Below are 24476 nucleotides of genomic sequence, written 5' to 3'. Positions count from 1 at the left end.
CCGACACAGGACCGTGATGACCGATACGACGAGCCGCACCGGCATCGTGCACCTCACCGAGCGCCAGCCCACCGTGAGCGGCCCCGAGATGCTGGCGAGCCTCGTGCCGCCCCCGCAGTTCGACACCGCGACCTTCGAGAGCTACCGTGCGGATGCCGCGTACCCCTCGCAGGAAGAGGCGAAGGAGACGCTGATGCGCTTCGTCGGCCGGGGCGCTCCCCTCAAGCGCGGAGGATTCTTCAGCCGCGCGAAGAAGGAGCCCGAGCTGAAGCCGGGCGTCTATCTCGACGGCGGCTTCGGCGTCGGCAAGACGCACCTGTTGGCGTCGATCTACCACGCCATGCCCGCCCGTCGGAAGTACTTCGGCTCGTTCATCGAGTACACCGCCCTGGTCGGCGCCCTCGGCTACAAGAACACGGTGGATCTGCTCAAGGGCGCTGATCTCCTCTGCATCGACGAGTTCGAACTCGACGATCCGGGCGACACCATGGTGATGACCCGTCTCCTCGGTGAACTGGTTCCGACCGGCACCCGCCTGGCCGCCACGTCCAACACGCCGCCGAACGCGCTGGGCGAAGGGCGCTTCGCGGCCCAGGACTTCTTGCGTGAGATCCATGCGATGTCCGACAGCTTCCAGACGCTGCGCATCGACGGCGTCGACTTCCGTCAGCGCGCACTCGACGGTCACGCCGTGGTGCTCGACGACGGGCAGTACGGTGAGGCGATCGAGGCTGCCGGTGCCACGAGGCGCGCCTCCGATGACTCGTTCGACGATCTGATCCGGCATCTCGCGCAGGTGCACCCCTCTCGTTACATCCGTCTGCTGACCGGAATAGATCTGGTCGGCCTGCGTGGCGTCCACCAGTTGGTGGATCAGTCCGAGGCGCTGCGGCTGGTCGCCTTCGTCGACCGGGTGTACGACGCCCAGATCCCGGTTATCGCCACCGGGGCAGGTCTGGATGGCGTGTTCTCCGACGAGATGCTGTCGGGTGGATACCGCAAGAAGTATCTCCGCGCCATCTCTCGACTCAACGCGCTCACGCATTCTGCGTAAGCACGAAGACCCCCGTAACGCGATGTTCACACCCAGGGGCAGGCTGTAACAGGGAAGAAACAAACTTCACGCATTGACGAAATCGCGCGTGGTCACACTGAAGCTCTCAATTACTTCGGATGTGAGGTTTTCCTATGGATGCTCCCGGCAACATCTCGTGGGCGATCACCGCGACAGCGCTGGTTCTGCTCATGACGCCCGGCGTCGCCTTCTTCTACGGCGGTCTCGTCAAGGCGAAGAGCGTCGTCAGCATGATGATGATGAGCTTCGGCTCGATCGGCCTTGTCGCCGTGCTGTGGATTCTCTTCGGCTACTCGATGAGCGCCGTCGACAGCCCGACCGCCTTCGCCGGCAACCCGTTCGCCGACTTCGGACTGGCGAACCTCGCCGCCGGTGAGGACTCCAACGTGGCGCTGCTCGGCGTCGCCTACGGTGCGACCTTCGCCATCATCACCGTCGCGCTGATCTCCGGCGCCATCGCCGACCGTGCGAAGTTCGGCAGCTGGCTGATCTTCGCCGGCGTCTTCGCCACGGTCGGCTACTTCCCGGTCGCGGCCTGGGTCTGGGGCGGCGGTTGGATCATGAACCTCGGCACCACACTCTTCGGTGAGGACAGCGGAATCGGCGTCATCGACTACGCCGGTGGTACTGCGGTGCACATCAACGCGGGTGCTGCCGCCCTCGCCCTGGCGCTCGTCCTCGGCAAGCGCATCGGATTCCAGAAGGGCATCCTCAAGCCGCACAACGTGCCTCTGACGCTCCTCGGCGCCGCGCTGCTGTGGTTCGGCTGGTTCGGCTTCAACGCCGGCGCCGAGTGGCTCGCAGAGGACATGGGCGGTGTCGGACTCATCGGCCTGAACACCCTCGGCGCCACGGCTGCGGCGATCCTCGGCTGGATCCTCATCGAGCGCATCAAGGACGGCAAGGCCACGTCGGTCGGCGCCGCATCCGGTGCGGTCGCCGGTCTGGTCGCCATCACTCCCGCCTGCGCCAACCTGACGCCCGGCTGGTCGCTGCTGCTGGGGGCGGTCGCCGGTGTCGTCTGCGCTCTCGCGGTGGAGCTGAAATTCCGCCTCGGCTTCGACGACTCGCTCGACGTGGTCGGCATCCACCTCGTGGGTGGCCTCATCGGAACTCTGTACCTCGGCTTCTTCGCCACTGGCACCGGCCTGTTCGTCGGTGGCGACGCCCGCCAGCTCGCCGTCCAGCTGATTGCCGCACTCGGTGTGCTGCTGTACTCCTTCGTGGTCGCCTTCATCATCGGCTTCGCGATCGAGAAGACGATCGGCTTCCGCATCACGAACGAGGACGAGATCGCCGGTGTCGACCAGGTCGTCCACGGTGAAGAGGGATACGCACTCGCGGATGCATGAGGGGCGGTTAGGGTGACCGTGTGAGTTCTTCCAACGGCATCCTCTCCACTCTTGCGGAGATCCTGCGCACAGCACTGGGATCGAATCGGGCGTCTCGGACATCAGCTCCGAGGCGCCCGACTGCGCGTCTGCGCACAGAACCGCGTGGCGAGTCCCGCTCGGGTACCGACACCGGGCGCAGAGCGGGGATCGACACCATCCGCGTCGATCCCGACCGCATCCGCGCGCTGCGGATCGCCTACGCGCCCGACCGCGACGGGGCGCCGGACGCCGGGGAGATCATCTGGACCTGGGTGCCCTACGAGGAGAACGACGGTCGTGGCAAGGACCGGCCCGTCCTGGTGATCGGGCGGGAGTCCGCCGATCGCGTCTATGCGGTGCGGATGACCAGCAAGCCGCACGACGGCGAGCGGGACTACCTCTCGATCGGGACCGGCGCTTGGGACTCGCAGGGGCGTGAATCGTGGGTCGACATCGAACAGCTGTACAGCGTGCACGAACGAGGACTCCGGCGCGAGGCCGCGGTCCTCGATCGTCGACGCTACGACCGCGTCGGGGCGGCACTCACGCGGCGCTACGGGTGGCGGGGAGCGGAGTGAGCGCCGGGAACGCCTGAAGCACCATGTCGACGAGGTCGGACAGCGGCCGGGTCAGGGGATCAGTGGCCGGGAGTCCGGTGTCTACCTCGATCTCGTCGATCGCGTCCGCCAGCTGCTGCGTCGAGAGGTTCTCATGGTTCACCGTGACCCCGATCACTCGGGTGTCGGCGAACGCCTCGATCAGCGCGATCTCGCTCGTGACGGTCGGCATGTCGACCATCGGGAAGTCTCCGAGCACACGGCGCCCTGGTGCGTGCTGCACGATCACAGCGGCCGGCTGACTTCCGCGGAGGATATGGGCCGAGGTGATGTACGCGGGATGACTGAGCGCCCCCTGGCCCTCGACGATGATCACGTCGGGATGTTCACCCTCGAACGCGGCGACGACCTGGTTCTCGACCTCGCCGGAGCAGAACTGCGGCACGAGGGCGTCGAGCGCCACACCGTACTTGCCGCCCTGGATGATCGTGGTCTGTCCGGTGCCGACCATCACGGCATGGATGCCCCGCTCGTTGAGCGCGCGGACGAGAAGGGTCGAGGTCGTGCGTTTGCCGATCGCGCCGTCGGTACCGAGAACGGTGATGCGCGGGCAGGTGACGTCGAAGATCCGACCGGAGAACAGGTGCAGATCCTTTTTCTCCTTGGGGCGGCGGATGTCGGTGATGGTGACGCCGGCGAGGAGGCTCGCGGCGACGAACTCGGCATCGTCGGTCAGGAACTCGTGGAGTCCGTTGATGATGTGCATTCCCCGCGAGATGCCGTCGAGCAGTACGGTGCGCTGGTCTTCCGAGAGCAGCCCGTCGGCAGGGGCGACGCCGCAGATCAGGTAGTCCGGAACGTGCCCGGCGTGCGCGATCGCCGAGGCGAGGCCGTCGAGGATCGGGATTCCCGTGGCGGTGCCGTCCAACACCATCCCGGCGTCCGCGCCGGCGTGCGTGGTGTCGATGACGCTGAGGATCTCGTACTTCTCGGAGTGTCGCACGAGGCCGTTGGCGGTCTTGCCATCCTGTTCGCCGAACTGGCCTTCGCAGTAGACGATGGCCGAGGTGCCGAGGGGGAGAGCGATCGGCGCGGCCCACTCGCGCGCGGCAGGGTCGATCGAACGGGGTAGAGATGACACGGGCAGGACGCTCCTCGCACTCGCACAGAGGAGGCGACGGAGAACGAAATGGCCGAGAGGCCCGTTGGTCGACAAGAAGTCTTCCCTGACGCCGGCAAGATGCCGACGTGCTCACCGTAGCAGTGCCACCTGGGACCGGGCCGCGAGCGTGCGACCACGTTCCCGGCGAGAGCTCAGCTGCTCTGGAACGTGAGCACGCGATCGATCGCGACCTCGGGCTTCTTCTCTCCGGCGAGTACCTCGAAGTCCAGGTGGTTCTGGCTGGGAGGAAGCGGGCAGGTGACGAAGTTCGTAAATGCGCAGGGGAGGGCGGTCAGGTAGTTGAAGTCGATGTGGTCGATGCGTTCGCCCGACTCGTCGCTGAACTGCAGCTCGACGACACGCCCCGCCCCGTAGGTCGTCTTCGCGCTCGTGAGGTCGCGGATATGCGCGACCGGCTGCACACCGTAGGCCGCATCCTTGCCGATCAGCGCGAGTTCGTAGCTCCGCCCCCCGTGCTCGAAGGTGAGCGTCCCGATGCGCGCGGTCGTCTCGCGCACGCCGGTCTCGACGGTGACCTGCTCCACGTCCTCGCGGACGGCCGGGGTGAAGCGCGCAGGAATGCGCCACGACGGGTCGTAGTCGTAGGCGCTGAGACCGGAGAAGTCCTTGCGGGCGGATTCGCGCGGGTCGCGCACGCGCACCGCGAAGATGCGGTCGCCGTCATCGGTCGTGCGGGGGATCGTCTCGACCTCGCAGAGGCCGAAATACACGGGGACGCTGCGCCCGTGCCCGTAGGTCTGATTCCGACCGGGGACGATCTCGACGGTTGCCGTGGCGTACTCCCCGTCGACGACGAGATTCGGCCCCTCGGCCGGCGGCGTGTAGAGGACCTTGCCGTCCGATACACCCCAGGTGCCGGGCAGCCCCTCGAGCTCGAGCCCGGTGTCGCCGTCGCGCAACCAGTGCTGGGCGACCAGAGCCGTCCACCCGTAGGGGCGCGTGAGCTCTGCGAGCCTGGCATGACGCCACTCCCGCCACTGGCCTTCGAGGTGCTCGTTCGCGGGCATGACTACCGTCCTTCGTTTCGGGGGATGGTCCGACCCTCGGCGGATGCCGGGACGGCCGTGCGGTGGATGAATGCGCAGACCTGCTCGAACGAGTCGGCGCTGGCGGCGGCGATGCCGCGCGGGGTGCCGCCGTTCGAGTAGCGCACGCCGGAGACCGGATGCGTGCGCTCGATATCGGTGCTGGGGAGGTGCGGGAGGGTGATGCCGTGACCGGCGTCCGCATAGTCGAGGTGGAGGCGCTCCGCGGTGTGACCATGCCGCTCGAGCGTGTCGAGGACGATACGGGAGGCCATGCTGGACGGCCAGGCGCGGTCATCGAGTCCGGAGACGCACAGCACCGGTCCGGCGAAGTTCTCGATCGGGATGCGAGACGCGCGCGCCAGCTCGCGATCATGCAGCCCGTCGATGTAGACATCACGGTGTCGTGTGGGCGGAGGTTCGTCGTTCCAGGGCTGCCAGGTCACCCCGGCGTTGTCGTGCCAGAGGTGCTCCAGAGGCTTCCCGTCACGAGTCCAGGTCGGTCCGCTCCAGCCCTCGGCGGGGTCGGCGGCGCCCTGAGCGCCGAAGACGAACGCGCCGGGCACGAACGGCACGCTCGCGAGCACCAGATCCGGAAAGGTCGCGGCGAGCAGCAGCGACAGCTCGCCGCCGCGCGACTGTCCGCTGACGATCGCGCGGCCGCCCGCCGGATCGAGCTCGACCGCGACGTATCGCAGCGCGCGCTCGAAGTACTCGAGCGGGGTTCGAGAGATGTGGTCGGGGAGGCCGGAGGCGCGGAAGTAACCGAGAGCCAACGCTTGAATGCCGCGCGAGGCATACTGCGCGGCACGCGCCTCGTTGATACCACCACCCGAGCCGTTCAGCACGATGACCGTGGGCAGGGAGCCGGAGAGCGCGGGGCGGAAGAGAGTGCCCACGAGGCCGTCCGCGCGGATCTCCGTGCGCGAGACGTCGTCGGCGCGGAGCCACTGCACGACGTCGACGGAGTCGTGAGCGGCCACCGCGCCCTCGGCGTCGACGTCGAGATGACCGGTGCCCGGCTCACTCCATGCGGTGACCGTCGTGACGATGGGCGCATCGACGTCGGACGGCTCTGCCGACCCGGTCGTGCCCGGCTCGCGGCGCTGCGACCAGAGCAGGCCCATCGCATCGGCGACGCGATAGTCGCCGGAGACGGGAGGGTGGGCCGCCGCATCGACAGTGCCTTCGCGATCCGCGAGGAAGGTCGCCTGGGCAGCCCAGTCGCCTCCGTCGCGGGGTGTGACGGCGCGCACGGTGACCAGTGAGCCGGGGACTGCACCCCTCACACGGAGCTCGCGGCGCTCCGACAGAGGGCCGACCAGCGGGGTGACGCTCAGTGAGAACGATGGACGGGGGCTGCTCATGCTGGCGGGCTTCCTGCGACTCGGTCGGACAGCCACGCGGCGGCATCGTCGTCGATGTCGAGTGTGTCGGGCAGGTCGTCCTTCCCGTCGCCGAGCACGTCGAAACGGGCGGGGAGGTGTCCTCCCGCCGCGCGCCAGTCGCGGTCGAGCGCGGCGGCGGCCGCTTCCGTGTCGGTGCCGCCGGCCCGCGCCGGCTCGAAGGCCACGATCACGGCGCCACGGGTCATCCGTGCATCCGGATCGGTGACGCGTCCTCCCACCGCGACGCCCGCCAGCAGTTCGACGACCAGTCCGGTCAACGAACCGACCAGCCCGGTGGGGAGCACGGCGGCCACGGCAGCCGGATCGGTGGTCGGCTCTCCGGCGGCATCCAGCGCGCTGCGCTCGGGGAGTTGAGCACCGGTGCGTCGTGCCTCGTGCACCGCGGCGAGTGTGAGCGACGACGTCGCGTAGTCGACCACGAGGGGAGTGCCCTCCGCGCGCGGGACCGCGATCGCCAACGGGTTGGTGCCGATCGCGGCAGCCCGCGCACCCCAGGGAGCCACAGCCGCGGGCGACTGGGCGGCGACGAGGGCGACCGTACCTCGTGACGCGAGCGTGCGGGCGGCGAGACCGAGGACACCGAGTGCCCCGGCCCCGCGAATACCCACGAGCGCCAGACCGTGCGCGGTGACGCCGGCGGAGACGCGGCGGACCGCAGACGCGAGCGCGACCACACCGGGGACGGCAGTGGCGTCGATCGATCCGATCGGTGCGTCGTCCGCGACGTTCAGCGGGGGCGCACCCTCGTCCGCGCCGAGGCGGTCGAGCTCGCGGACCAGCATCGTGATCCCGAACTGGCCGAGACCCAGCTGCTCGGCCTGCACGAGCCAGAGCGCGGCGAGTGCGACATCCTCCGCATCGGCTGCGGGCGCCGCCGAGTGCAGCGTCCGGCGGAGATCGGAGAGGAGACGGGCGGTGGTGACCCTCATGATGCTCCGTTCAGTACTTGACCCACGGCACGACACGACGTTCGAGGAGTGCCCACAGCCAGGTGGCTGCATAGCCCAGCACCGAGATCGTGACGATGCCGACGTACATCTTCGAGACGGCGAAGGTGCCCCAGGAGCTCCAGATCATGTAGCCGAGGCCACTGTTTGCGCCGACGAACTCCGACGCTGCGATGATGACGAACGCTCCTCCGGTCGCCAGCTTGATGCCGGTGAAAATGGAGGGCAACGCGTATGGGAACGACACGGTCATCCAGCGCTGCAGACGGGTGGCGCCGTTCGCGTTCGCGACGTCGTTGAGCAGTGGCGGCGTCTGCATGACGCCGCTGAGCGTGTTGAACAGAAGATAGAAGAACACGCCGATCGCGACGATGACGTACTTGCTCGTCTCTCCGAGGCCGAAGATCAGCAGAAGCAGCGGGAAGATCGCGACCTTCGGCACCGGGAGCAGACTCGAGAAGATGGGGTCCAGCAGCAGGCGCAGGGTGCGCACCGAGCCGAGCAGGACGCCGAGGATGATCCCCGGGACCGCGCCCATCACGAACCCGATGGCGATGCGTGACAGCGTGATGCTGATGTTCTCGAGGAGGACTCCCGAAACCAGCAGCTCGAAGAACGTCTCCACGATCGAGCTCGGAGCGGGGAAGAAGCGCGCATCGAGCACGCCCGTTCTGCTGCAGATCTCCCAGACCAGCAGGATGAGCAGCGGGGTGTACGGCCCGAGCCGACGGACCCACACCGAGCCGCGCTCGGCCTTGACCGCATCTCTGAGCTGCCGTTCGATGGCGGGATCGGCGATCGCGGTCACGACGCCACCTCCTGTTCCGTTCCCTGTTCCAGCAGAGTCCACAACCGCTCCGTGATCTCGCCGTAGCGCGGGTCCCTCCGGAGCCCGGCGATGTCGCGCGGTCGCCCGAACGGCACCGCGATGTCGTCGATGATGCGACCGGGACGATGCGACATCACGACCACGCGGTCGGCGAGCATGAGCGCCTCGTCGACGCTGTGGGTGATGAACATCACCGCCTTCGAGGTGCGCTCCCAGATCTGCAGGAGTTCCTGCTGGAGAGCCACGCGCGTCTGCTCATCGAGCGCGCCGAAGGGCTCGTCCATGAGCAGCAGGTCACCGTCGTCCGCGAGGGCGCGCGCCACCGAAGTGCGCTGGCGCATGCCACCGGAGATCTGCGCGGGGAAGTAGCCGCCGAACTCCGACAGTCCCACGAGGTCGAGGAGCTGCTCCACGCGCTCGTTCCGCTGCGCGCGCGACAGGCCGCGCAGCTTCAGGGGATAGCCGATGTTCTGCGCGACCGTCAGCCAGGGGAAGACGCCGTGCTCCTGGAACACCACGGAGGGGCGGCTCGAGGTCTCGATCGTCCCGAGGCTCGGCTTCTCGAGGCCGGCGGCGATGCGGAGCAGAGTGCTCTTGCCGCAACCCGAGGGCCCGAGGACGCAGACGAACTCGTTGTCCGCGATCTCCAGATCGATGTCTTCCAATGCCACCAGGAGCTCATCCTTGCGGTCAGCGTTCGGATACGCCTTCCAGAGCCCCTTGACGCTGAGTCCGCTCATTTCCCGGCGGGTGCCAGGTCGCCGCTGTCGACGAGGGCGATCGCGTCGCTCAGGATGTCGTCGCGGTAGATGTCCTGGATGCCGGAGTCGCCGTCGAACTCGAGAGCGTCGCGGTCACGGAAGAACTGCTCCTGACGGGCGACGTCCTCCCAATCGATAGCCCCGCTCGGGTCCTGGGTGGTGAGTGCGATGGAGGTCAGGGTCTCGACGGGGAGGTCGGTGTACTCCGCGATGATCTCCTGGGTGGCGGCATCCTGCCATCCGCCGTCCTCGAGCTCCTTCACGGCCTTGAGGTACGCGGCGGTGAAAGCGGTGACGGCGGCCGGGTGCTTGTCGACGTACTCGGTGTTGAAGACCATCGCGCCCAGCTCGACGCCGGCCTGGTAGTCGATGCCGAGCAGCTCGTGTCCGATGCCCTGTGCGATCACCGCGGAGGAGATCGGTTCGATGGACCAGCTGGCCTCGACCGAGCCGTTCGCGAGCGCGGCCGGGATGTCGCCGGGGCTGAGGTTCACCAGCTCCACGTCGGCGACGGAGAGGCCGACGGACTCCAGAGCCAGGGCGACCGAGTAGATGCCGAAGCCGCCGTCGCCGGGGATGCCGATCTTCTTGCCCTTGAGATCGGCGGCGTCGGTGATGCCCGAGGCGTCGGAGGCGAGCAGGGGAGACGGGTTCGGGCCTGACTCCGGGATGCGCGAGACGCTCGCGATGACGGAGATCGACGCGCCCGACTTGGTGGCGTTGAACAGGCCGGCGCCCCAGGTGGCACCACCGGCGGTGATGTTGCCCGTGCTGACCTGCTGGTAAGTCTCACCGGAGCTGCCGCCCTTGGCGACGAGTTCGACGTCGACACCGGCGTCTTCGAAGTAGCCCTTCTCCTCGGCGAGGAAGAACGGTGCGTAGTCCGCATAAGGGGAATACAGGAAGGTGATGGGCGGTGCGTCTTCGGCCGTGTCGGTCGCTTCGCCGGCTCCGGTCGAGGTGCAGGCGGAGACCAGCAGCGTGCTGGCGAGGAGGAGGGATGCGCCCGCGAGGGCACGGCGGCGAGAGGACATGTCTTGCTCCTGAGGTCGGGTGTCGTGCGCGGGTAAGCACGGGTCCTTCGAACCTATCGATCCACCGATATTTTGGGATACCACGGTGTCACACTGTGACACGACTGTGAGGAGAGGCAGGTTCTCGGCACCTTTCGAGTGCGTTCGCGCGAGATCCGGCAATCCGTTCCGGGGCGGGTGCCGAACCAAAGTCGAGCCGCAACCGCGGCGAAGCACAAGGAGGAATCATGCGTTTCATCCCCACAAAGGTCCACGGTGCACTCGACTACATCGTGGGCATCGCGCTCATCGCCGCACCGTGGCTGTTCGGCTTCGCCGGCATGGGTGGTCCGGCCGTCGTCATCCCGATCGTCCTGGGCGTCGGTCTCATCGTGTACAGCCTGTTCACGAGGTACGAATGGGGTCCCTTCGGGTTCATCCCGATGCCCGTCCACCTCGTCTTCGACATCGTCGCGAGCCTCTTCCTGGCTCTGTCGCCCTGGATTTTCGGCTTCTCCGGCGAAGCGCTGAACGTCTGGCTGCCCCACGTCGTGGTCGGCGCCGCCGTGATCGTCGTCGTGCTGTTCTCGCAGCCTCAGCCGGCGCCGTCGCGCACCAGGGCCGCCACCGCGTGAGCCGTACCCCGGGAGGTCACGCTGTCTCGTGAGACTCCTCAGATCCTGTGATGACATGAGTCGGGCCGCTGTTCTCCTCGGGAGCAGCGGCCCGACTCGGTCATGACGACGTGTGCTGCAGCGCCTCACTGAACCATCGTGCGTAGAGACTCCAGGGCTCGCCCGCCGCCCGAAGACCGGCGACGTGCGTTTCGACGGTCGGAGTGAGCGTGAACCACTCGCCGCCCTCGCGAAGAGCCGCGAACTCCTTGTGGCGGCGGCGCTCCAGGGCTCTGTCCCCGCGTTCGAACGCGAGCAGCTCGTCGTGCCGGATGGCCTTGAGCCGCTGTCGTGGCCTGTGGCTCGTTCCGATCTTGACCCGTCGATCGAACCGGAGGTAATAGACGACATCCACTCGGGGGAGTGGAAGGCCATCATCCGGCACATCTCCGTACCGCCATCCGCACACGGCACAGAGCCAGGCCTGGTCGACGCGCGTGCCGGTCAGGCTCGCGCAGAGGAGGCACGGGCCGGGGAGGGCGTCGGTCGAGTCCATGGCGTGAATCTACGCGCCGCCACAGACAGGGAGACGAAAGAAGCCCCCGACGTATCGAGGGCTTCTGAACGGTGGGCGATACCGGACTCGAACCGATGACCTCTTCCGTGTGAAGGAAGCGCGCTACCAACTGCGCCAATCGCCCATGAGCTGTGAGGCTCGACAACCGATACTACCCGACCCGACGTGGCCCCGACGACCATCCGGCGAGACACGCGCGAGATTCGCTTCGGGTTTTGACACCGGCCGATCATCGGCTAATGTTTCATGAGTGCCCGGGACAACCGGGAACGAAATGCGGATGTAGCGCAGTTGGTAGCGCACAACCTTGCCAAGGTTGGGGTCGCGAGTTCGAGTCTCGTCATCCGCTCGAGTGTAGAGGGTCTTCTTCGGAAGGCTCTTTACGCGTGGGGTCAATCCACACGGTGGCGTGGCCGAGCGGCTAGGCACCGGCCTGCAAAGCCGTTTACACGGGTTCGAATCCCGTCGCCACCTCGCACACAACTGAACAGCCTTCATAGGCGCGATTGGCGCAGCGGTAGCGCGCTTCCCTGACACGGAAGAGGTCACTGGTTCGATCCCAGTATCGCGCACAGACAAACCCCCGGTTCTCCGGGGGTTTTTTCGTTCCCGGTGCGATCGGGGAGACTGGTGGCATGTCTCGATTGCAAGGGCACCGACTCGGCACCTGGAGCCTCAGGCTCGATGCTGCCTACTGCCTGATCCTCGGCGTGCTCATCGCGGCGACCGCGCCACTGATCTCCACCGTCGTGCGACTGCCTGGGCCCGTGCTGATGGCGACGGGAATCGTCGTCGCGCTCTGGGCCTGTGCTGTCGCGTGGATGACATCGCGTCTGCGTCTGGAGTCAGCGCTCCGGTTCGTCATGGCCGTGAACATCGTCGCGGCCGTGTTGATCGCCGCCGCATCGTCGGTCGCCGTAGGTTCTCTCGTGGTCCTGGTCGTGCTCGCGATCGCCGTCGAGGTGTTCCTCTTCGCCGTCAGTCAGGCGGTCGCGGTACGCGCGATCCGAGCCGTCTGATCCGCCTGCGGGCGCGACAGGGCGAAGAGTCACGCCATCTGGTCGATCAGCAGCTCGCCGTGGGCGTTCAGGCTCTCCATCATGCGGGCGATCCGTGCCGCATCGATCGGCGCGACCTTCGGCTCGTCGAACGACAGGATGAGCGGGATGCTGGGGTGGACCCAGGCCGTGAGACGCCCGACGGGGTTCTTGTCGCCGGGGAGCCACGTCATCATGAAGCTCTCCTGCCGGCGCAGCTTCGTCGCGATGACGATCTTCAGGTGCGCCAGGGTCACGTCATCGATCTCGATCGGCGGACGAGAGCTGTTGTACTCGAGTGTTCCCATGAGAGAGGACACTAGGAGGCCGTGCCGGGCGCGGACAGGGGCTTGACGCGAGCGCTGGCGCTCGCCTAGATGACGGCTGGCTCAGCCGTCATATCGATCACCTCGTCCACCAGGAGGATCCCGCCGGTGGAGTTCGCCGAGTGCATCAGCTCTTCGATCCACTTCATGTTGATCTCCGGGGGCTCCGGGTCGTCGAACGTGAATCGCAGGGGGATGGACGGGTGCACCCAGATGGTCGAACGGCCGGGTGTATCGCCCTCGGGATGCTTCCAGGAGAGAGTGAAGCTCTCGTTGCGGCGCAGCTTGGTGGCGATGACGATCTTGAGGTGCGCGAGTGCGCGGTCCTCGATGTGGATGGGCTCAGTGCCGACGCCGTAGTTCAAAGTGCCCATATTCGTAACCATACTGTCCTCCGCGGTGCTAGGACGACCGCACAGGCGGGGAACAGCGGGTGCGGCGACACGGATGACCCCTCAGGCAGGGTGGTGGGAGCGCCCGCGCGCTCGTCCAGGCGCGGCTCACTCTCGGCCGCGCGGCGTCCTCTTCACCACGTCATAGGCGGCGAGCGCGGCCTTGCGCGTCTCGCCGAGGTCGACGATCGGTTCCTGCGCGAGTGCGTCTCCGGTCCACTGCGTCACGTACAGCCCCTGAGGGTCGAACTTCTTGGCCTGCAGCTCGGGATTGAAGATGCGGAAATAGGGGGCGGCGTCCGCACCGGAGCCCGCCACCCACTGCCAGTTGAACGGGTTGCTCGCCCCATCGGCGTCGACGAGCGTGTCCCAGAACCACTCCTCGCCACGGCGCCAGTCGATCAGCAGGTTCTTGATGAGGAACGACGCGGTGACCATCCGCACGCGGTTGTGCATGAAACCGGTGCGCCAGAGCTCCCGCATCCCCGCGTCCACGAGTCTCACGCCGGTGTCTCCGCGCTGCCAGGCCTCCAGGTGGCTCGGCTTCAGGCGGGGCCAGGGGAAGGCGTCGAACTCTCTTCGCAGGTTCTTCGTCGCGAGGTCAGGGAAGTGGAAGAGCGTGTGCCACGCGAACTCCCGCCACCCGATCTCCGACAGGAATCCGCCGGCGCCCTCGGTGTCGACGGATTCGGCCCACACCGTGAACGGGCTGAGCTCGCCCCAGCGGAGCCGCGGCGAGAGCAGCGAGGTCGCCCCGGCCGCCGGCTCGTCACGCGTGCGGTCGTATGCAGGGAGATCCTCGTCGAGGAAGGCTCTCAGCCGGCGACGGGCCGCGGGCTCTCCGGGCTCCCACGTCTCGCGCAGCCCGGCCGCCCAGTCGGGTCGGGTGGGCAGCAAGCCCCAGTCGTCGAGGTCGTCGGAGGACGGAGTCGCGCTGACGCCGTCGATCCTCTGCGGCTCCGGCAGCGGGGAGCGCGGGGCGGGCAGCGCGAGGCAGGCCCGCCAGAACGGCGTGAAGACCGAGTAGTGCGTGCCGCTGCCGGTGGTGACGGTCCAGGGCTCGTGCAGCAGCGAGCCCGCGAACGAGGTGACCTCGACATCGTCGGCACGCAGCGCGGTCTTCAGCTCCGCGTCGATCTTGCGCTCGGGGCCACCGTAGCGACGGTTCCAGACCACCGCGCCGGCTCCGCTCTCCTCTGCGATCTCTCGCACGACCCTGCCGGCGGGGCCGCGGCGCAGCACGAGTGTCGCACCCTTCTCCTGCAACCGCTCGCTCAGCGAGGCGAGGGAGTGATGCAGCCACCAGCGCGCAGCTCCGCCGTGCGGGCGGATCCCGGGCGATTCCTCATCGAGCACGAACAGTGCGATGACGGGTTCCCCTCGATCGATCGCCGCCCTCAGCGCTGGATTGTCGGCGAGGCGGAGGTCGTCGCGGAACCAGACGATCGTAGGGGAGGACATGGCACCATTCTCGCGGAGGCGGACGACGTCGTGCCGTTCACCGTCTGCGACGAGTCGAGCGACGTGGCGGTTCGTCGGTGGCCCAGAGAGCCCAGATGACCAGCACGGGCTGCAGGAACAGGCGTCCGAAGCGCCGGGCGTCGGTGTCGAGCCCGGGCGTCGAGCGCCGCGTGCGCCACTGGTGGATGTTGCCGGGCAGCACGGCGACGAAGAACGCCGCGGTCGCCCATCCGATGCGTCGGCGTTCCCGAGGAAGAGCGAGAAGCCCTGCGGCGAGCGCGATCTCGGCCGCCCCCGAGGCGATCACGATGTCGCTCTTGTCCAGGCGTGTGATCCGGGTCGCCCAGTCCGGCACCACCACCCGGAACCCGCGTGTGCCGACGAAGTGGAACACGCCGATCGCGCCGAGAGCGAGGGCGAGGACCCACCGTGCGATTGCTCTGCTCATCCGCTCACGCTACCTCGCCCCCGCATCCGCTACTCGGTCGCCGTCGTGCGCGTCTGCTCCCAGGCGCGGAGTCCGTCGGCGATCTCGGGGGAGTGGGTGTGGTGCAGATAGTGCTCGCCATCGAGCGGGATGACGGTGCCGTCGTTGACGGTGGCGGCCTGGTACTCGTGCAGTGACAGCCACTCCGGAGTGACGGCATTGTGCGCCACGACGAACAGCAGCAGGGGCAGATCCGTGGGGAAGCGTGCATCCTTCGCATCCGCGAAGTTCGTGCGGATGCGGTCCATCTCATCGAGGATCGTGGGCGTGAGCGCGTTGCGATTGCTGATCAGCATGATCTGCTCGCGGGCGTCGTCCGTGTATGCCGGCTCGTCGTAGCCGATCCCGTCGACCGCCTTGACCACTCGGATGAGGCCGAGGTTCTTCGCGGCGGACAGGAGCCCGATCGGGAACACGATGTCCATGTTCGGCTGTCCCGGCACGCTGGTGTCGATCCCGACGAACGCGGACACCTCGTCGCGGTAGCGGTTCGTGTACTCGATGCCGTAGATCCCGGCGATGGAGTGCCCCGCGAGGATGTACCGGTCGATATCGAGCTCCTGCAGCGCGGCGTGCACCTCGGTCACGATGTTCTCGGTGGTGCGAGGGCGGTCTGTGCCGTCGCTCAGGCCGTAGCCGAACGGCTCGACCACGACGACCCGGTGATCCTGAGCCAGATCGTGGACGAGCGGTGCGAAGTCGAGCACGGGTGATGCGGTGCCGTATCCCGGGAGGAGCACGATCGTCTCCGGGCCGCTCCCCGTCACGAGCACGTTCATCTCGTGGCCGTTCACCGTCACGCGCTGCCCGTACGGCTCGATCTGATCCGCCTCGGCGCCGCTCGCCATGACGTTGACGAGCGTCGTCGTCGCCAACCCGACCGCCAGGACGGCGGCGATACCGGACAGGACGAACACTGCTCTCTTCGCGAACTTCTTCACAGGTGCCTCTCTTGCAGCGCGCGGTGCGCTCCTGTCTTCCAGCGTGGTCGGTGCGGTCGGGCGCCGCGTCGCACCAGCGCTGACAGTCTTCTACCGCGTTCGCGGTACACGGATTCACCCCAGCGGGGGATCCGTCGAGATGGTCGCCGCGGAATACTGGGACGATGCTGTCCTCACGCGACCCGGAGATCGCGCGCCGCGTGCGAGATGTGATCGTCGTCGTGGTGATCGTGGCATTCGCGGTGCTCCCGATCCCGGATGATCTCTATCGAGCGCGGGGACTGCTCGTGATTCCGGCACTGCTCCCTGCCGGGGTGATGCTTGTTCGCCGGAAGTGGCCGCTGCTCGCCCTCGCGGTGAGCCTGCTGTGCGCTCTCCTCATCGCCACCGCCGGGACCATCGCCCCGAGCGCACTCGTGGCCGCTGCGGTCGGAGCGTTCGCGGTCGTCGATCAACGCGGCCGACTCATCGGACTGATCGCGGTGGCGAGCGCGGCCCTTGTCGCCTACCTCTCGAACGGCGTCGCCCTGGGAGGCGACCTGTTCGACTCCACGGCGTTCCAGTTCGTGGTGCTCATTCTTCTCGGCGGCGCCCTCGGCGATGCCACGCGGTCTCGACGGGAGGTGGTGTCCGCCATCACCGAGCGCGCGGAACGTGCAGAGCAGGGGCGCGACGAGGAAGCGCGTCGTCGCGTCGCCGAGGAGCGGGTGCGCATCGCCCGCGATCTGCACGATGTCGTCGCGCACCAGATCTCGGTGATCAGCCTGAACGCCGGCGTCGCGTCGTCGGCGTTGGAGACGAGACCCGAGCGTGCGCGCGAGGCGCTGACCACCATCCGCAGCGCGTCACGCACGGTCCTCACCGATATCGGCGGGCTCATGGCGCTGCTCCGCGCGGATGACGCGGATGACGCGGAGGACGCACGATCACTGCGCCCGCAGAGCGGTCTCGCCGAACTGGACGCGCTCATCGCGCGGTTCACCGCTGTCGGCCTGCACGTCGAGGTAGATCGAGAGCGGACCGCCGTCGCGCTGTCTCCAGCGAGCGATCACGTCGCCTACCTCGCCCTACTCGAGGGGCTGACGAACGCGCACAAGCACGGTGCGGACGCGGCTGTCTTCGTGTCGATCGGCACCGATGCCGATGCTCTCGTGCTCACGCTCGTCAACGCACGGCGCGAGGCGCCCTCCGACCGGGCGGTGAGCGGTCACGGCCTCCGGGGCCTGCGCGAACGCGTCACCGCGGTCCGAGGACAGGTCTCCACCGACGACGCGGGCGGACGGTTCGTCCTCTCCGTGCGGATACCCACAGAGCGGAGCAGCCGATGAGCATCGCCGTGCTCGTCGTCGACGACCAGCCGCTGGTGCGCCAGGCCGTGCGCGACATCCTGACCGACGGAGGACTCCGGGTGGTCGCGGAAGCGGCCAATGGGCGCCAGGCTGTCGAGATGGTGGCCGCGCACCAGCCCGAAGTCGTGCTGATGGACATCCGGATGCCCGAGATGGACGGTATCGCCGCGACCGCATCGATCTGCGCAGAGCACCCCGGTGGACAGGTGCGCGTGCTGATCCTGACCACCTTCGAAGAAGACGAGTACGTGGTGGCGGCGCTGCGGGCGGGCGCGAGCGGCTTCATCGGCAAGGGTGCGGAGCCCGACGAGATCGCGCACGCCGTCCGGACCATCCATGCGGGGGAGGCGCTGCTGTCATCCGCGGCTACGCGTGCTCTCATCGAGAGATCGACGCGGGCGGCCGCTCCGACGATGTCCCCCGCGCAGGGCGAGGTACTCGCGCGGCTCACGGCACGGGAGCGGGAGGTGCTCCTCCTCGTCGCGGGCGGGCGCACGAATCAGGAGCTCGCGGCGGAACTCACGATCTCACCGCACACGGCCAAGACGCATGTGAACCGCATCATGGCGAAGGTCGACGCGCGCGACCGTGCGCAGCTCGTGATCCTCGCCTATGAATCCGGGCTCATCATCGCCGGTGCCTGAGGACTCGTGATCAGCGGCGATCGAACAGCGGGTTGAACCGGTGCCGCAGCGGTCAGGATGCCCCGGGCATGCGAGTAGCCTAGTTCCAGACCCAGATGGAGTGATCAGTGCCTGAAAACGCCCAGCCGACAGACGGCTTCGCCCTGTTCTCTGACCGATCCGTCGTCGCCATGCGCGTCAACGGCATTCTCAAGGACCTCGCGACCACAGTGACCGACACCGACGAGGTCGAGGCGGTCACGATCGACAGCCCCGACGGACTGAGCATCCTTCGCCACTCGACGGCACACGTGCTGGCGCAGGCGGTGCAGCGGATCAACCCGCAGGCGAACCTCGGCATCGGCCCTCCCATCACCGACGGCTTCTACTACGACTTCGGTGTCGACTCGCCGTTCACTCCGGATGACCTCAAGGCGATCACCAAGGAGATGCAGCGTATCGTCCGCGAGGGCCAGCGCTTCGTGCGCCGCGTCGTCACGGATGACGAGGCCCGCGCCGAGCTCGCCGACGAGCCGTTCAAGCTCGAGCTGATCGGCCTGAAGGGCGGGAAGGAGGCCGCCGAGGGCGCTTCCGTCGAGGTCGGCGAGGGCGAGCTGACGATCTACGACAACACCACGCGCGACGGCGAGGTCGTCTGGAAGGACCTCTGCCGCGGACCGCACCTGCCCAACACGCGCATGATCGGCAACGGCTGGGACCTCACGCGCATCGCCGCGGCCTACTGGCGCGGCAGTGAGAAGAACCCGCAGCTGCAGCGCATCTACGGTACGGCCTGGCCCACCAAGGACGAGCTGCGCGCCTATCAGCACCGCCTCGAAGAGGCGGCCAAGCGTGATCACCGTCGCCTGGGCAAGGAACTCGACCTGTTCTCGTTCCCCGAGGAGATCGGTTCCGGACTGTCGGTGTGGCACCCGCGCGGTGGCATGATCCGCGGCGAGATGGAGCAGCACGCGCGCAAGCGCCACATCGAGGGCGGCTACACCTACGTGTACACGCCGCACATCTCGAAGGAGGACCTCTTCCTCACCTCGAACCACCTCGTCACCTACAAGGACGGCATGTTCCCGCCGATCGTCATGGACGAGGAGCGCGACGACGAGGGCCACATCACCAAGCAGGGCCAGGACTACTACCTCAAGCCCATGAACTGCCCGATGCACATCCTGATCTACAAGGAACGTGCACGCAGCTACCGCGACCTGCCGCTGCGTTTCGCCGAGAACGGCACGGTGTACCGCAACGAGCTCTCCGGTGCGCTGCACGGACTGACCCGTGTGCGCGGCTTCACTCAGGATGACTCGCACCTGTTCGTCACGCCCGACCAGCTGGAGGGCGAGGTCGCGAAGGTGCTCGATTTCATCCTCTCGATGCTCCGCGACTTCGGCCTCACCGATTTCGAGCTCGAGCTGTCGATGAAGGACGACGAGAAATCGAAGTGGATCGGCTCCGACGAGTTCTGGGAGTCGTCGACCGACGCTCTCCGCCGCGTCGCCGTCGCGTCCGGGCTGAAGCTCACCGAGGTGCCGGGCGAGGCCGCGTTCTACGGACCCAAGATCGACCTGAAGACGCGCGATGCGATCGGCCGCACGTGGCAGCTGTCTACCGTGCAGGTCGATCCCAACCTGCCAGAGCGCTTCGACCTCGAGTTCATGGACAAGGACGGGCAGAAGAAGCGTCCGATCATGATCCACCGCGCGCTGTTCGGCTCGATCGAACGGTTCTTCGCGATCCTGCTCGAGCACTACGCCGGTGACTTCCCGGTGTGGCTGTCGCCGGTGCAGGTCGTCGGCATCCCGGTCGCAGACGACTTCGCCGACTACCTCGGCGATGTCATCCGCACGCTGCGGGACTCCGGGGTGCGCGCCGAGCTCGACACGTCGGATGACCGGATGCAGAAGAAGATCCGCACGCACACGACCGGCAAGGTTCCGCTGCTGCTGATCGCCGGCGAACAGGACCGCGCTGCCGGCACCGTCTCGTTCCGCTACCGCGACGGCACGCAGGAGAACGGTGTGCCGATCGCGGATGCCGTGGCCCGCATCCGCGCGGCGATCGACACGCATGCGCTCGTGCAGACCGCAGGGGATCTGGTGTGACCCTTCGTCTCGCTCCGCTCGCTCAGGGACCGGCCGGTGTCTGAGATGGTCGAGGACGCCGGCCATCTCGCCGGTGTGCCCGACGAGTTCCAGCGGCTGTGGACCCCGCATCGGATGGCGTACATCCAGGCGGGGCCCGAGCCGCTGCGCGAGGAGTGCCCGTTCTGCGAGGCCCCGAAGCACCCGGACGCCGAGCGTCTGATCGTCGCGCGTGGCGAGACGGCCTACGTGCTGCTGAATCTGTTCCCGTACAACTCGGGTCATCTGCTGGTGTGTCCGTATCGGCACATCGCCACGTACGATCAGGCGACGCCGGAGGAGGTCGCCGAGATCGGTGCGCTCACCCAGATCGGCATGCGTGTGCTGCGCGAGGTGTCGCACTGCGACGGCTTCAACCTGGGCATGAATCAGGGAGCGGTCGCCGGCGCGGGTGTCGATGGGCATCTGCACCAGCACATCGTGCCGCGGTGGACGTCGGATGCGAACTTCTTCCCGATCATCGCCAAGACCAAGGCGCTCCCGCAGCTCCTCGGTGAGGTGCGGGAGGCCGTGGCGAACGCGTGGCCTAGCGAACCTGACGCGCGGTGAACTGCATCTGCGGGTTCGCGTAGAATTCCTGCGCCTCGACGAGGAGGAGCTCGCGCTCTCCTGATTCGAGCGTGGCCTTGAGCAGGTCGTACACGCTCGACGCGGTGCGCTCGAGTGCGGTCTTCGCGCTGCCGGTCTCGACATAGTGGGCGGTGAACAGTGCCGCGGTGACGTCGCCCGAGCCGTTCGCCTTCATCGGCAGATGAGGGGTCTGCACGATCCAGGCGCCGTGCTCGTCGGCGGCCAGCATCTCGATCGTGCCCTCTTCGCGATCGGGCCGTTCGACACTGGTCACCAGGACGGTGCGTGGGCCCATCGCATGCGCGAGATCGACGGAGGCCAGGGTGGACTCCAGCGTGTCGGGTTCGGTGTCGGTGAGGAAGCCCAGCTCGAACTGGTTCGGTGTGATGATGTCGGCCACCGGCACGACTTTCTCGCGCAGCAGCACCGGGATGGCGGGAGCGACGAAGCACCCGGACTTGGCGTTGCCCATCACCGGGTCGCAGGCGTAGAGCGCCGCGGGGTTCGCTGCCTTCACCCTCGCGACGGCCTCGATGATCACATCGCCGATGCCCTCGCCGCCCTGGTAGCCGCTGAGGATCGCGTCGATCTGGCCGAAGACCCCGCGCTCCTCGATACCGGTGATGACCTCCCGCACGTCGTCGGGAGCGATCAGAGGGCCGCGCCAGGCGCCGTAGCCGGTGTGGTTGGAGAAGTTCACGGTGTAGACCGGGAGCACCTCCACCCCGATGCGCTGCAGCGGGAAGACCGCTGCCGAGTTCCCGACATGGCCGTAGGCGACGGCGGACTGGATGGAGAGGATCTTCATCTCCCGATCCTTTCATTCAGGGCGCACTGCTGTGCGCGTCGAGGGGTCATCGCACTGCCGCGACGAGATCGGTGACGAGCGTGGCCGCATCGTCGTCGGAGAGGTCGTGCACGGTGAGGCGCAGGTGGTGGGACGGCTCCGCCCGGTCACCGAGCGCGAATTCGTCGCCGGTCCGGGCGAGCCACCCGCGACGCATCAGTCGCTCCACGACGACGCGAGCCGGGCGCGGGAGCTCGATCCAGAGGCTGAGCCCGTCGGTGACAGGTGCGTCGATCCCGTGTTCGCGCAGACGGGCGGTGAACGCCGCGTTGCGGGTGGCGTAGTGCACGCCGGCAGCGGCGACGCGGGCGGAGACGTCGGCGTCTGTCAGCTGCGCGAGCGCGAGGCGCTGCAGCAGATGGCTCACCCACGTCGTGCCGGGGCTCAGGCGCATCGCGAGCCGGTCTGCGGTCTCGGAATCCGTCGCCGCGATGGCGAGGCACATGTCGGGTCCGAGGAACTTCGACACCGAACGCACCAGGGCGTAGCGGCGGTGTCCCGGTCCGATGAGCGACTCGTAGGGCCGCTGCGACAGCATCGAGAAGTGGTCGTCCTCGATCAGGAGCACGTACGGGTGATCGACGAGCACCTCACGCAGCTCGGCGGCGCGCTGCGCCGACAGGCTGGCGCCCGTGGGGTTCTGCGCCCGCGGCGTGCAGATGACGGCGCGGACCCCGGCGGCGAGCGCGGCGCGCAGACCCTCGACGGTCATTCCCTCCGCGTCGACGGGCACCGGCACCGCGCGATAGCCGCCGAGACGCACAGTGTGGATGCTGGCGAGGAAGCACGGGTCCTCCAGCGCGACCGCGTCGTCGCGGGTCAGCGCCTGGGCGAGCAGCCGCTCGACCGCATCGACCGCGCCACTGGTCACGGTGATCCGGAAGTCGGTGTCACTGAGGTCGGGCGCGACCCACTCGCGTGCCCACGCATCGAGTCCGCGGTCGATCACGGGCTCACCGTAGAGCACGGGTCGCCCGGCGACGGTGGCGAGCGCCGGGGTGGGATCGGGGATCAATGCGGGATCGGGGTTGCCGGTCGCGACGTCCCGGAGCACCGTGTCGGAGGCGTAGCCCTCCTGTGCCACGGCATCCACACCGGCGATGACGGTGCCGGCCCGTCCGCGCGACACCACGAGCCCCGCTTGCGCGAGCTGGCGGTATGCGGATACGGCCGTGTTCCGATTGACCCCGAGCGTCGCGGCGAGCTCGCGCACCGGAGGGAGCACGCTCCCCGGCCGCAGCACACCACGTTCACGGAGGGCGCGCACGCTGTCGGCGATGTCGGCTGCGGTGGTCCCTCGGATGTCGTCGCTCATGTGTCCTCAGGACCGATTCTAGGTCGTGTCGGACGATGCTATCTTTTGACATAGATCAAAGTTATCTTCGGATCACGCCAAGAGCTGCGTCGATCGGCTCACCGAGAGGAACGTCATGTCCAGCACCGAACAGGCCACCACCGGATCCGCGCGCGTCAAGCGCGGGCTCGCAGAGATGCTCAAGGGCGGCGTCATCATGGACGTCGTGACCGCCGAGCAGGCGAAGATCGCCGAGGACGCCGGTGCCGTCGCCGTTATGGCGCTCGAGCGTGTACCCGCCGACATCCGGGCGCAGGGCGGCGTCTCGCGGATGAGCGACCCCGACATGATCGACAGCATCATCGACGCCGTCTCGATCCCGGTCATGGCGAAGGCGCGCATCGGGCACTTCGTCGAAGCCCAGGTGCTGCAGGAGCTCGGCGTCGACTACATCGACGAGTCCGAGGTGCTCTCGCCCGCCGACTACGTCAACCACATCGACAAGTACGGCTTCACCGTGCCCTTCGTCTGCGGCGCGACCAACCTGGGCGAGGCGCTCCGTCGCATCAACGAGGGTGCCGCGATGATCCGCTCCAAGGGTGAGGCAGGGACGGGCGACGTCTCGGAGGCGATGAAGCACATCCGCAAGATCCGCGGCGAGATCGCCGCCCTGACGGCTCTGACGAAGGACGAGCTGTTCGTCGCCGCGAAGGAGCTGCAGGCGCCCTACGAGCTGGTCGCGGAGATCGCGGAGACCGGCAAGCTCCCGGTCGTGCTGTTCGTCGCCGGCGGCGTCGCGACGCCCGCAGACGCGGCGATGATGATGCAGCTCGGCGCCGACGGCGTGTTCGTCGGCTCCGGCATCTTCAAGTCGGGCAACCCGGTGGAACGCGCCAAGGCCATCGTCAAGGCCACCACCTTCTACGACGACGCGAAGGTCATCGCCGAGGTCTCCCGCGGACTCGGCGAAGCGATGGTCGGCATCAACGTGTCCGACCTGCCGGCGCCGCACCGCCTGGCCGAGCGTGGCTGGTAGCACTCGCGTCGGCGTCCTGGCGCTGCAGGGCGATGTGCGCGAGCATGCCGCCCTGCTCGCGGGCCTGGGCGCCGACGTCGTGCTCGTCCGGCGCCCGCAGGAGCTCGCCGCGGTCGATGGGCTGGTCATCCCCGGCGGCGAATCGAGCGTGATCGACAAGCTCTCGCGCATCTTCGGCATGCGCGAGCCCATCAGAGCCGCGATCACGGCCGGACTGCCCGTGTACGGGACCTGTGCCGGCCTGATCCTGCTCGCCGACACGGTGCTCGACGGCATCGACGGACAGCAGTCGTTCGGCGGGATGGACATCGCCGTGCGGCGCAACGCCTTCGGACGCCAGACCGAGTCGTTCGAGACCGAGATCGCTGTACCCGTCCTCGGTGACCCCCCGGTGCACGCGACCTTCATCCGGGCGCCGATCGTGGAGCGCGTCGGGGCAGACGTCGACGTGCTGGCGTCGCTGGCGGACGGCACGATCGTCGCCGTGCAGCAGGGCGCCCTGCTCGGTACCAGCTTCCACCCGGAGGTCGATGGCGAGACACGCTTCCACGCCCGCTTCCTCGAGACCGTTCGGGGTCGCGTCGCCGGTTGACA

The 24476-nt window shown here is 67.8% G+C and carries 26 protein-coding genes and 4 tRNA genes; 14 read left to right on the top strand and 16 right to left on the bottom strand.

From position 1 onward, the window contains the following. Positions 1-16: 16 nt before the first annotated feature. The 3 genes from zapE (at position 17) to KZC51_RS12125 (ending at position 3026) form a co-directional block, all read left to right on the top strand. Positions 17-1054, top strand: a complete 1038-nt coding sequence (zapE, locus tag KZC51_RS12135) for a cell division protein ZapE (protein ID WP_247630210.1) — start codon at positions 17-19, stop codon at positions 1052-1054. A 134-nt stretch (positions 1055-1188) separates the two neighbouring features. Then, positions 1189-2427, top strand: coding sequence for an ammonium transporter (locus KZC51_RS12130; protein WP_247630209.1), 1239 nt, complete (start codon positions 1189-1191; stop codon positions 2425-2427). A 20-nt stretch (positions 2428-2447) separates the two neighbouring features. Beyond that, positions 2448-3026, top strand: a complete 579-nt coding sequence (locus tag KZC51_RS12125) for a type II toxin-antitoxin system PemK/MazF family toxin (protein ID WP_247630208.1) — start codon at positions 2448-2450, stop codon at positions 3024-3026. Here KZC51_RS12125 and KZC51_RS12120 read toward each other — a convergent pair. The 7 genes from KZC51_RS12120 to KZC51_RS12090 all read right to left on the bottom strand — a co-directional run bounded on the left by KZC51_RS12120 (position 2992) and on the right by KZC51_RS12090 (position 10193). After that, positions 2992-4146, bottom strand: a complete 1155-nt coding sequence (locus KZC51_RS12120) for an N-acetyltransferase DgcN family protein (RefSeq protein ID WP_247630207.1) — start codon at positions 4144-4146, stop codon at positions 2992-2994. The genes KZC51_RS12125 and KZC51_RS12120 overlap by 35 nt on opposite strands. Before the next feature lie 173 nt (positions 4147-4319). Next, the gene (locus KZC51_RS12115) at positions 4320-5195 is read right to left on the bottom strand and encodes a DUF1684 domain-containing protein (RefSeq protein WP_247630206.1); all 876 of its coding nucleotides are present in this window, start codon (positions 5193-5195) and stop codon (positions 4320-4322) included. Positions 5196-5197: 2 nt separating this feature from the next. Beyond that, positions 5198-6580: an acyl-CoA thioester hydrolase/BAAT C-terminal domain-containing protein gene (locus tag KZC51_RS12110; protein WP_247630205.1), complete on the bottom strand. Its 1383-nt coding sequence runs from the start codon at positions 6578-6580 to the stop codon at positions 5198-5200. Continuing rightward, positions 6577-7551, bottom strand: coding sequence for an Ldh family oxidoreductase (locus KZC51_RS12105; RefSeq protein WP_247630204.1), 975 nt, complete (start codon positions 7549-7551; stop codon positions 6577-6579). The genes KZC51_RS12110 and KZC51_RS12105 overlap by 4 nt, the downstream gene beginning before the upstream one ends. Positions 7552-7561: 10 nt before the next feature. After that, positions 7562-8377: an ABC transporter permease gene (locus KZC51_RS12100; protein WP_247630203.1), complete on the bottom strand. Its 816-nt coding sequence runs from the start codon at positions 8375-8377 to the stop codon at positions 7562-7564. Beyond that, on the bottom strand, positions 8374-9138 hold the full coding sequence (locus KZC51_RS12095) for an ABC transporter ATP-binding protein (RefSeq protein WP_247630202.1): 765 nt from the start codon (positions 9136-9138) through the stop codon (positions 8374-8376). Before KZC51_RS12095 ends, KZC51_RS12100 begins: the two co-directional genes overlap by 4 nt. After that, positions 9135-10193 (bottom strand): ABC transporter substrate-binding protein, encoded by a 1059-nt coding sequence (locus KZC51_RS12090; protein ID WP_247630201.1) that lies wholly within the window; start codon positions 10191-10193, stop codon positions 9135-9137. Before KZC51_RS12090 ends, KZC51_RS12095 begins: the two co-directional genes overlap by 4 nt. A 227-nt stretch (positions 10194-10420) precedes the next feature. Here KZC51_RS12090 and KZC51_RS12085 point away from each other — a divergent pair, with 227 nt between their 5' ends. Next, entirely contained in the window at positions 10421-10807 is a 387-nt protein-coding gene (locus KZC51_RS12085) for an SPW repeat domain-containing protein (RefSeq protein ID WP_247630200.1), read from the top strand. Between the two features lie 100 nt (positions 10808-10907). Here KZC51_RS12085 and KZC51_RS12080 read toward each other — a convergent pair whose 3' ends face one another. After that, positions 10908-11342 (bottom strand): GIY-YIG nuclease family protein, encoded by a 435-nt coding sequence (locus KZC51_RS12080; RefSeq protein WP_247630199.1) that lies wholly within the window; start codon positions 11340-11342, stop codon positions 10908-10910. 72 nt (positions 11343-11414) lie between these two features. Next, positions 11415-11487: transfer RNA gene (locus tag KZC51_RS12075), tRNA-Val, on the bottom strand. A 152-nt stretch (positions 11488-11639) separates the two neighbouring features. Between KZC51_RS12075 and KZC51_RS12070 the strand changes: the two genes are divergently transcribed. The 4 genes from KZC51_RS12070 to KZC51_RS12055 all read left to right on the top strand — a co-directional run bounded on the left by KZC51_RS12070 (position 11640) and on the right by KZC51_RS12055 (position 12382). Beyond that, positions 11640-11712: transfer RNA gene (locus KZC51_RS12070), tRNA-Gly, on the top strand. Between the two features lie 54 nt (positions 11713-11766). Next, positions 11767-11837, top strand: a tRNA-Cys gene (locus KZC51_RS12065). 26 nt (positions 11838-11863) lie between these two features. Then, positions 11864-11935: transfer RNA gene (locus tag KZC51_RS12060), tRNA-Val, on the top strand. 63 nt (positions 11936-11998) lie between these two features. After that, on the top strand, positions 11999-12382 hold the full coding sequence (locus KZC51_RS12055; protein ID WP_247630198.1) for a hypothetical protein: 384 nt from the start codon (positions 11999-12001) through the stop codon (positions 12380-12382). A gap of 29 nt (positions 12383-12411) precedes the next feature. On the opposite strand, the gene KZC51_RS12050 is transcribed toward KZC51_RS12055, so the two are convergent. The 5 genes from KZC51_RS12050 to KZC51_RS12030 form a co-directional block, all read right to left on the bottom strand. Then, positions 12412-12708, bottom strand: coding sequence for a DUF7882 family protein (locus KZC51_RS12050; RefSeq protein ID WP_247630197.1), 297 nt, complete (start codon positions 12706-12708; stop codon positions 12412-12414). A gap of 65 nt (positions 12709-12773) precedes the next feature. Next, positions 12774-13100 carry a DUF7882 family protein gene (locus KZC51_RS12045; RefSeq protein WP_247630196.1) on the bottom strand — a complete coding sequence of 109 codons (327 nt, stop codon included), beginning with the start codon at positions 13098-13100 and terminating at the stop codon, positions 12774-12776. A 126-nt stretch (positions 13101-13226) separates the two neighbouring features. Beyond that, a complete protein-coding gene (locus KZC51_RS12040; protein WP_247630195.1) occupies positions 13227-14579 on the bottom strand; it encodes a cryptochrome/photolyase family protein in 1353 nt (450 codons plus the stop codon). A 37-nt stretch (positions 14580-14616) separates the two neighbouring features. Continuing rightward, positions 14617-15027 carry a DoxX family protein gene (locus tag KZC51_RS12035; RefSeq protein WP_247630194.1) on the bottom strand — a complete coding sequence of 137 codons (411 nt, stop codon included), beginning with the start codon at positions 15025-15027 and terminating at the stop codon, positions 14617-14619. A gap of 29 nt (positions 15028-15056) precedes the next feature. Continuing rightward, the gene (locus KZC51_RS12030) at positions 15057-16007 is read right to left on the bottom strand and encodes an alpha/beta hydrolase (RefSeq protein ID WP_247630193.1); all 951 of its coding nucleotides are present in this window, start codon (positions 16005-16007) and stop codon (positions 15057-15059) included. 164 nt (positions 16008-16171) lie between these two features. Here KZC51_RS12030 and KZC51_RS12025 point away from each other — a divergent pair, with 164 nt between their 5' ends. The 4 genes from KZC51_RS12025 (at position 16172) to KZC51_RS12010 (ending at position 20684) form a co-directional block, all read left to right on the top strand. After that, the gene (locus KZC51_RS12025) at positions 16172-17335 is read left to right on the top strand and encodes a sensor histidine kinase (RefSeq protein WP_247630192.1); all 1164 of its coding nucleotides are present in this window, start codon (positions 16172-16174) and stop codon (positions 17333-17335) included. Further along, positions 17332-18000 carry a response regulator transcription factor gene (locus tag KZC51_RS12020; protein ID WP_247630191.1) on the top strand — a complete coding sequence of 223 codons (669 nt, stop codon included), beginning with the start codon at positions 17332-17334 and terminating at the stop codon, positions 17998-18000. The genes KZC51_RS12025 and KZC51_RS12020 overlap by 4 nt, the downstream gene beginning before the upstream one ends. Before the next feature lie 170 nt (positions 18001-18170). Beyond that, entirely contained in the window at positions 18171-20096 is a 1926-nt protein-coding gene (gene thrS, locus KZC51_RS12015) for a threonine--tRNA ligase (RefSeq protein WP_247630647.1), read from the top strand. A gap of 45 nt (positions 20097-20141) precedes the next feature. Next, positions 20142-20684: an HIT family protein gene (locus tag KZC51_RS12010; RefSeq protein WP_247630646.1), complete on the top strand. Its 543-nt coding sequence runs from the start codon at positions 20142-20144 to the stop codon at positions 20682-20684. On the opposite strand, the gene pdxY is transcribed toward KZC51_RS12010, so the two are convergent. Both pdxY and KZC51_RS12000 read right to left on the bottom strand, forming a co-directional pair. Next, positions 20662-21513, bottom strand: a complete 852-nt coding sequence (gene pdxY, locus KZC51_RS12005) for a pyridoxal kinase PdxY (protein WP_247630190.1) — start codon at positions 21511-21513, stop codon at positions 20662-20664. The two genes, KZC51_RS12010 and pdxY, sit on opposite strands and share 23 nt — an antisense overlap. A gap of 46 nt (positions 21514-21559) precedes the next feature. Then, complete coding sequence (locus KZC51_RS12000; protein ID WP_247630189.1) at positions 21560-22867, bottom strand: aminotransferase class I/II-fold pyridoxal phosphate-dependent enzyme; 1308 nt, start codon at positions 22865-22867, stop codon at positions 21560-21562. Positions 22868-22982: 115 nt separating this feature from the next. Between KZC51_RS12000 and pdxS the strand changes: the two genes are divergently transcribed. Together pdxS and pdxT are read left to right on the top strand one after the other, a co-directional pair. Then, positions 22983-23882: a pyridoxal 5'-phosphate synthase lyase subunit PdxS gene (pdxS, locus tag KZC51_RS11995; protein ID WP_247630188.1), complete on the top strand. Its 900-nt coding sequence runs from the start codon at positions 22983-22985 to the stop codon at positions 23880-23882. Next, positions 23872-24474 (top strand): pyridoxal 5'-phosphate synthase glutaminase subunit PdxT, encoded by a 603-nt coding sequence (gene pdxT, locus KZC51_RS11990; RefSeq protein WP_247630187.1) that lies wholly within the window; start codon positions 23872-23874, stop codon positions 24472-24474. Before pdxS ends, pdxT begins: the two co-directional genes overlap by 11 nt. Positions 24475-24476: the final 2 nt, after the last annotated feature.

The organism is Microbacterium croceum (assembly GCF_023091245.1).
GTDB classification, from domain to species: domain Bacteria; phylum Actinomycetota; class Actinomycetes; order Actinomycetales; family Microbacteriaceae; genus Microbacterium; species Microbacterium croceum.
Note: the sequence above shows the minus strand (reverse complement) of the source record. Positions and strands in the feature narration are given on the sequence as shown.